7 protein-coding genes and 2 tRNA genes are annotated in these 7,119 nt (G+C 62.7%); 3 read left to right on the forward strand and 6 right to left on the reverse strand.

Going from position 1 to position 7,119, the window contains the following annotated elements; all coding sequences use genetic code 11:
• Positions 1-168 precede the first annotated feature (168 nt).
• Entirely contained in the window at positions 169-426 is a 258-nt protein-coding gene (locus tag EOA22_RS19745) for a GlsB/YeaQ/YmgE family stress response membrane protein (RefSeq protein WP_013531402.1), read from the reverse strand.
• Between the two features lie 132 nt (positions 427-558).
• Here EOA22_RS19745 and EOA22_RS19750 point away from each other — a divergent pair, with 132 nt between their 5' ends.
• Complete coding sequence (locus EOA22_RS19750; RefSeq protein ID WP_024505802.1) at positions 559-1,023, forward strand: YidB family protein; 465 nt, start codon at positions 559-561, stop codon at positions 1,021-1,023.
• Positions 1,024-1,099: 76 nt separating this feature from the next.
• Here EOA22_RS19750 and EOA22_RS19755 read toward each other — a convergent pair.
• A tRNA-Gly gene (locus tag EOA22_RS19755) sits at positions 1,100-1,173 on the reverse strand.
• Between the two features lie 89 nt (positions 1,174-1,262).
• Positions 1,263-1,347, reverse strand: a tRNA-Tyr gene (locus tag EOA22_RS19760).
• Between the two features lie 198 nt (positions 1,348-1,545).
• Between EOA22_RS19760 and rlmB the strand changes: the two genes are divergently transcribed.
• The gene (gene rlmB, locus EOA22_RS19765; protein ID WP_063168075.1) at positions 1,546-2,394 is read left to right on the forward strand and encodes a 23S rRNA (guanosine(2251)-2'-O)-methyltransferase RlmB; all 849 of its coding nucleotides are present in this window, start codon (positions 1,546-1,548) and stop codon (positions 2,392-2,394) included.
• A 110-nt stretch (positions 2,395-2,504) separates the two neighbouring features.
• Here rlmB and EOA22_RS19770 read toward each other — a convergent pair whose 3' ends face one another.
• From EOA22_RS19770 to gcl, 3 genes are all read right to left on the reverse strand, one after another.
• Positions 2,505-3,422: a 2-hydroxy-3-oxopropionate reductase gene (locus EOA22_RS19770; protein ID WP_063168076.1), complete on the reverse strand. Its 918-nt coding sequence runs from the start codon at positions 3,420-3,422 to the stop codon at positions 2,505-2,507.
• A gap of 159 nt (positions 3,423-3,581) precedes the next feature.
• Positions 3,582-4,379, reverse strand: a complete 798-nt coding sequence (gene otnI / locus EOA22_RS19775; protein ID WP_063168077.1) for a 2-oxo-tetronate isomerase — start codon at positions 4,377-4,379, stop codon at positions 3,582-3,584.
• A 26-nt stretch (positions 4,380-4,405) separates the two neighbouring features.
• Complete coding sequence (gene gcl / locus EOA22_RS19780) at positions 4,406-6,187, reverse strand: glyoxylate carboligase (RefSeq protein WP_063170247.1); 1,782 nt, start codon at positions 6,185-6,187, stop codon at positions 4,406-4,408.
• Between the two features lie 214 nt (positions 6,188-6,401).
• On the opposite strand from gcl, the gene bhcR reads away from it, so the two are divergent.
• A partial coding sequence (gene bhcR / locus EOA22_RS19785; protein ID WP_164755653.1) for an HTH-type transcriptional regulator BhcR occupies positions 6,402-7,119 on the forward strand: 718 nt, incomplete at its 3' end.

Consider the following 7,119-nt stretch of genomic DNA (forward strand, 5'->3'; position numbering starts at 1 on the left):
GATCAGCGCCAGCGCCGGTTGGCCGTCGTCGCCTAGCCTCGTTTCATTGCGGGAACGCCGATCTTTGTTTTCGCCGCCCCGATGCCATAGGCAAGCCACAGCCGGGCATACCGGCCTGAAGCCGGTCTTGCCTTCAGAAACTCGAAACCTCAGACGATCCGCAGGCGCCTAAAGCGTCCGCCTTGCGCTGAACTGATGGTAGGCCCACAGAACAACCACCGCCCCGATGACGGCAACGATCAGGCTGTAGATGTTGAGACCGGTGACGCCTGATGCGCCGAAGGCACTGAAGATCAGCCCGCCGACAATGGCGCCGACGATGCCCAGCACGATATCCATTATGACACCCTGGCCGGTCTTGTTGACGATCTTGCTGCCTATGAAGCCGGCGACCACGCCGAGAATGATCCAGCTGATGATACCCATTTTTTCCTCTCCATCCCCTCGCCAGCCGAACATTTTCATATGATTGTCAAAACCTCAAGCCAGCTTGAAATTCCGCCCGAATGCTTCATTGTTGAGGAGGGGTCGGGCCTTGGTCGCTATGGAGGATCCACGATGGGACTTTTTGACAACGCCGTTCCCGGCGGCAACATCACCAAACCTCTGATGATCGCACTCGGCGCATTGCTGGTCGGCAAGATGCTGAGCGGCAGAAGTGCCGAAGAGCCGGAACAGTCTCCCGTGCCCGCTCCGACCGCCCCCGTCCCGACGGAAACCACATCCGCCGACGGTGGCCTGCTGGGCGGCCTGGGCGGACTGCTCGAAAAGCTCCGGGACGCCGGTCACGGCAACACCGCGGACTCCTGGGTCGGAACCGGCCAGAACCAGTCGATCAACGCCAACGATCTTGGCGCCGCGATCGGACCGCAGATCATCCGCGAGATCGCGCAACGGACCGGACTGGACGAGCAGGAACTGCTCAAGCAACTGTCCACCGCCCTGCCCGGCATCGTCGACAAGCTGACGCCGAATGGCCAGGTGCCGCAGCAGCACCAGGTCGCATCCGCGTTCAACAGCTGACGCGGCGCAGCCACGACAATTGGAGCGCTGCGCTTCGTGCGCAGTGCTTCGGCTTGCCGGTGATGGGATGAGTGTCTGGAGCGGGTAGCGGGAATCGAACCCGCATATTCAGCTTGGAAGGCTGCTGCTCTACCACTGAGCTATACCCGCGCCTTACCTGAAGTACCGGATTCATCCGAAAAGCGCCATGCACTTTTCGGTCCGATTCTTGTCGCGTTTCAGGGCTTCCGGGCCGGCAGTGGTGGAGAGGGTTGGATTCGAACCAACGTAAGCTAAGCTAACGGATTTACAGTCCGTCCCCTTTAACCACTCGGGCACCTCTCCAGTCTGCCGCCGGAGCCATGCAACGAGGCATTCACGCCGATCCGGACCCGAGTTATGTGTTCTCCGAAACCAGCGCAGCGCCTTATGGCGGCAAGGCCATTGGGTGTCAACCGCGCAGCCAGCGTTTTTCGATGTTGTTCGCCGGCTGTGACGGCGGGCCATATCCTTGGCCGGAGGACACCGCTATAGAAGCCAGCCATGAGCGATAAAACCAACACCCCCAAAGACACCCATTACGCCAAGCTGCGCCGCGCCTATCGCGACGAGAAAAGCGGCGGCGCGCCGGCGTTCCGGCCTCGACAGCCGGTTCCGCCGGGCGAAAATGCCGCGGACGGACTGGTGCGGCTCTACGGCCTGCACACGGTTCGCGCCGCACTCGACAATCCGCGCCGCAAGATCAGGAAGATGCTGGTGACGCGCAATGCGGCCGAGCGCCTCGAAATCGCCGATCTCGCCGCCCTGCCCTTCAAGACGGAACTGGTCGAACCCAGGGATATCGACAAGATCACAGGGTCGGATGCCGTGCATCAGGGTGTGCTGATCGAGGCCGAGCCGCTTAAAGCCAAGCGGCTCGATGCGCTTGGTGACGCGAATCTGGTGCTGGTGCTCGACCAGATCACCGACCCGCACAATGTCGGCGCCATCCTGCGCTCGGCGGTCGCCTTCGGCGCCGGCGCGCTGATCACCACGGCCCGCCACAGCCCGCAGGAATCGGGCGTGCTGGCGAAATCCGCCTCGGGCGCGCTGGAGCACATCGACCAGATCGAGGTGAAGAACCTCGCCGAAGCGCTCGGCCAGCTGCACGAGGCCGGCTTTCGCACCATCGGGCTTGATTCGGACGCGCCGGCCGAACTCGAAAAGAGCTTTGCCGGAGAAAAGATCGCCCTGGTGCTGGGCGCCGAAGGCAAAGGCCTGCGCCAGAAGACCCGCGAGACGGTGACCACGCTGGCGCGGCTCGACATGCCCGGCGCCATCCATTCGCTCAACGTATCGAATGCCGCGGCGATCAGCCTTTACGTGGCACGGGCATTTTTGAAGCGCGGCTAAGCCAAAAACATCTCGAAACGAGAAACGGGTTCCGGCCATAGACGCCGGAACCCGTTCTTCGATGGGCCAGGAGTTGGCGGCTTGGGAACGTTGCGCCGCCCTCTCCTGACCTATGCCGCTTTGCCCCGGGTGCCGGCTGCCTCGCTGCCGACCTCGAAATCGGCCATCCTCTCCAGCGCCCTGACCAGGGCCGAATGATCCTCCTTGGCGCCGCCATTGGCCGCGCAGGCGTTGAACAGCTGCTGCGTGGTCGACGTGTTGGGCAGCGACACGCCGAGCGCTTTCGCGCCCTCCAGCGCGAGGTTCAGATCCTTCTGGTGCAGTTCGATCCGAAAACCCGGGGCGAAGGTGCGCTTGACCATACGCTCGCCATGCACTTCCAGAATGCGCGAAGCCGCCAGCCCGCCCATCAGCGCCTGCCTGACCTTGGCCGGATCCGCGCCGGCTTTCGAAGCAAAAACAAGCGCTTCGGCGACGGCTTCAATGGTCAGCGCGACGACGATCTGGTTGGCCACCTTGGTGGTCTGGCCAACGCCGTTGGGCCCGACCAGGGTGATGTTCTTGCCTATCTTCTCGAACACGGGCTTGGCGCGCTCGAAGGGTTTCTCCTCGCCGCCGACCATGATGGTGAGCGACGCCGCCTTGGCGCCAACCTCGCCGCCCGAGACCGGCGCGTCGAGATAGTCGCAGCCTAGATCGTTGATTTTCCTGGCAAAAATCTTGGTCTCGATCGGTGAGATCGAGCTCATGTCGATGACCAGCTTGCCTTTGGTCAGACCGGACGCGACGCCGTTCTCGTGAAACAGCACATCGGCGACCTGCGGTGTGTCGGGCACCATCAGAATGATGATGTCGGCGGCCTTCGCCACGGCAGCATGGCCGGTGACTGACGTTAGGCCCTTGGCGACGAGATCGGCTGAGAGTTGCGATCGATGGTCGCTGGCTATGATCCTGTAGCCCGCGTCCAACAGGTGCCCCGCCATCGGTGCGCCCATGATGCCGAGGCCGATGAAGCCGATGGTTTCCATTTTGGTTCTCCAGTTGCTTGTGTGAAACGCCCCCTCATCCGGCCGCTAGCGCGGCCATCTTCCCCCGAGGGGAGAAGAGAAGCCGACGTTGGTGCCTGTCTCTTCTCCCCACCGGGGAGAAGGTGGCCCGAAGGGCCGGATGAGGGGGCGCGGCGTTGGCTAGGCCGCAGCACTTCCCTGCCCGGCTAATGCTTGAAACCACCCCAGCCCAGCCTCCGTCCCGGCCTTCGGCTTGTATTCCGCCCCGATCCACCCGGAATAGCCGATGCGGTCGATGTGCTCGTACAGGAAGGGAAAATTGATCTCGCCCGTCCCCGGCTCGTGACGGCCTGGATTGTCCGCAAGCTGGATATGCGCGATGCGGTCGAGGTTTACCTCGATGGTACGGGCGAGATCCCCCTCCATGATCTGCATGTGATAGATGTCGTATTGCAGGAACAGGTTCTTCGACCCGACACGGTCGATAAGCGCCAACGCCTGATCGGTATAATTGAGAAAAAAGCCCGGGATATCGCGCGTGTTGATCGGCTCGATCAGCAGCCTGATGCCGGCCTGCTCCAGCTTTTCCGCCGCGAAGGCAAGGTTTTCGGCAAAGACGTCCTCCAGCACCTTGCGGTCGGCGCCGGTGGGCACGATGCCGGCTAGGCAATTGACCTGCTGGCAGCCGAGCGCCTGCGCGTAGGTGATCGCCTTGGCGATGCCCTGGCGGAATTCCGGCACGCGGTCCGGCAGCACGGCAATGCCGCGTTCGCCCTTGCCCCAGTCGCCGGCCGGCAGGTTGAACAGCACCTGGGTCAGGCCGTTCTTCTTCAGCCGGGCGGCGACGACATCGGGCGCATGGTCATAGGGGCCGATATATTCGACGCCCTTGAAGCCGGCGCGGGCGGCGGCATCGAAACGGTCGAGGAACTCATGCTCGCCAAAGAGCATCGAAAGATTGGCTGAAAAACGCGGCATTCTTTTTCTCCTTTTCTCCGCCAAGCCTAATCCAGCATGACGATCGACGTCGGCGCATCTTCGTGGCTCTCGGCAAGCTCCTCGAATTCGGTGATCTTGTCGATCTCGGTGCCCATCGAGATGTTGGTGACGCGTTCGAGGATGAATTCGAGGACAACCGGAACCCGGTGTTCTTTCATCAACCGCTGCGCCTCCTTGAAGGCACCGGCGAACTCTTCCGGCTTGCGCACCCTGACCGCCTTGCAGCCCATCGCCTCGGCGACGGCAACATGGTCGACGCCATAGCCGGCCTCGGGATCGCCTGCCCGGTTGATGTTCTCGAAGGCAAGGTCGACCTCGAAGTCCATCGAGAAACCCCGCTGCGCCTGGCGGATCAAGCCGAGATAGGCGTTGTTCACGACGACATGGAGATAGGGCAGCTTGTGCTGTGCACCGACCGCCAGTTCCTCGATCATGAACTGGAAATCATAGTCGCCCGACAGCGCCACGATGGTGCGGTCGGGATCGGCGGCGCGCACGCCAAGGGCAGCCGGCAAGGTCCAGCCGAGCGGGCCGGCCTGGCCGCAATTGATCCAGTTGCGCGGCTTGTAGACATGCAGGAACTGCGCCCCGGCGATCTGCGACAGGCCGATCGTGGTGACATAGGTGACGTCGCGGCCGAACGCCTTGTTCATCTCCTCATAGACACGCTGCGGCTTCAGCGGCACCTGGTCGAAATGCGTCTTGCGCTTCATCGTCTTCTTGCGAGCCTGGCATTCCTTCGCCCAGCCGGACCAGTCGCGCAGTCTGCCTGCCGTCTTCCACTCGGTGGCGACGTCGAGCAGCATCTTCAGCGCAGCACCAGCATCCGAAACGACGCCGAGATCCGGCGCGAAGACACGGCCGATCTGCGTCGGCTCGATGTCGACATGGATGAATTTTTTGCCCTTGGTATAGACATCGACGGAGCCGGTGTGACGGTTGGCCCAGCGGTTGCCGATGCCGAAGACGAAATCGGCTTCCAGCATCGTCGCATTGCCATAGCGGTGCGAGGTCTGCAGCCCGCACATGCCGGCCATCAGCCGGTGGTCGTCGGGGATCGCGCCCCAGCCCATCAAGGTCGGGATGACCGGCACGCCTGAAATCTCGGCGAATTCGATCAGCAAATCCGACGCATCGGCGTTTATGATGCCGCCGCCGGCGACGATCAGCGGCTTTTCGGCGGCGTTGAGCATCGTCAACGCCTTTTCGGCCTGGGCGCGCGTCATGGCCGGCTTGAACGGCGTCAACGGCTCATAGGCATCGATGTCGAATTCGATCTCGGCCAGCTGGACGTCGACCGGCAGGTCGATCAGCACCGGACCCGGCCGCGACGAGCGCATCAGGTGAAAGGCCTTCTGCAGCGCCATGGGGACGAGATAGGGCTCCATGACCGTGACCGCCCATTTGGCGACCGGCGCGGCAATGGCTGATATGTCGACGGCCTGGAAATCCTCCTTGTTCAGCCGCGCCCGCGGCGCCTGGCCGGTGATGCACAGGATCGGAATGGAATCCGCAGCGGCCGAATAGAGCCCGGTGATCATGTCGGTGCCGGCCGGACCCGAAGTGCCGATGCACAGGCCGATATTGCCTGCCTTGGCCCGGGTAAAGCCTTCCGCCATGTGCGAGGCGCCCTCGACGTGACGGGCAAGCACGTGGCGGATCGTTCCCCTCGCCTTCAGCGCCGAATAGAACGGATTGATCGCCGCGCCCGGCACGCCGAAAGCGCAGGAAATGCCTTCCTTTTCGAGAACGAGAACCGCGGCATCGACAGCGCGCATCCTGGCCATTTTCCAGCCCTCCACGGGTTTGTCATTGTTGGATTGGCTGAGGATGCCAGCACGCCGGCTATTTTTCAATTTTTTCAGAATATTTTTTCATTTAGAGCAAACAACGGCTATATGCTGATTTTATTGGATTTTCCGTTTTCTAGGAATCCGGCCTGCGATTTTAGTGAAAAACTTTTTCATTGTGCATTTGGCGAGATCGGTCGAGAATGGCGCCATGGAAACCACGGAAAAACGCCAGCGCGGCCGGCCGCGCGCTTTCAATGGGCCCTCGGAGGCCAGTTCGGTGCAGTCGCTCGATCGGGCGCTGAGAATCCTGGCCATTGTCGCGGAAGGCAGCGGCCTGTCGCTGAGCGAGATATCGGCGCAGAGCGGGCTTGCCGCCTCCACCGCCTACCGCATGCTGACGACGCTGCAAAACCACGGAATGGTCGAATTCGACACATCAGACCAGCTGTGGTCGATCGGCGTCGAGACCTACCGTATGGGCGCGGCCTTCCTGCGCCGCCGCAAGCTGGTCGACCGCGCGCGTGTCGTCATGCAGGAGCTGATGGAGAGAACCGGCGAGACCGCCAATCTCGGCGTCGCCGAGGACGATTGCGTGGTCTTCGTCAGCCAGGTCGAGACGCATCAGGCGATCCGCGCCTTCTTCCGGCCGGGCACGCGCAGCCCCTTCCATGCGTCCGGCATCGGCAAGGCGGTGCTGGCGCATCTCGAGCCGGAGCGCGTCGGAACCATGCTGCGCAAGGCAGGCCTGCAGCGCTTCACCGACAGGACGCTGTCCGACATTTCGGCGCTTGCCCACGATCTGGCGCGGATCAAGCAGCGCGGCTGGTCGGTCGACGACGAGGAGCGGCACCCCGGCATGCGCTGCGTGGCAGCCGCCATCTTCAACGAATTCGGCGAGCCGATCGGCGGCGTTTCCGTGTCGGGAC

The organism is Mesorhizobium sp. M7A.F.Ca.US.014.04.1.1 (assembly GCF_003998745.1).
GTDB lineage: Bacteria > Pseudomonadota > Alphaproteobacteria > Rhizobiales > Rhizobiaceae > Mesorhizobium > Mesorhizobium ciceri.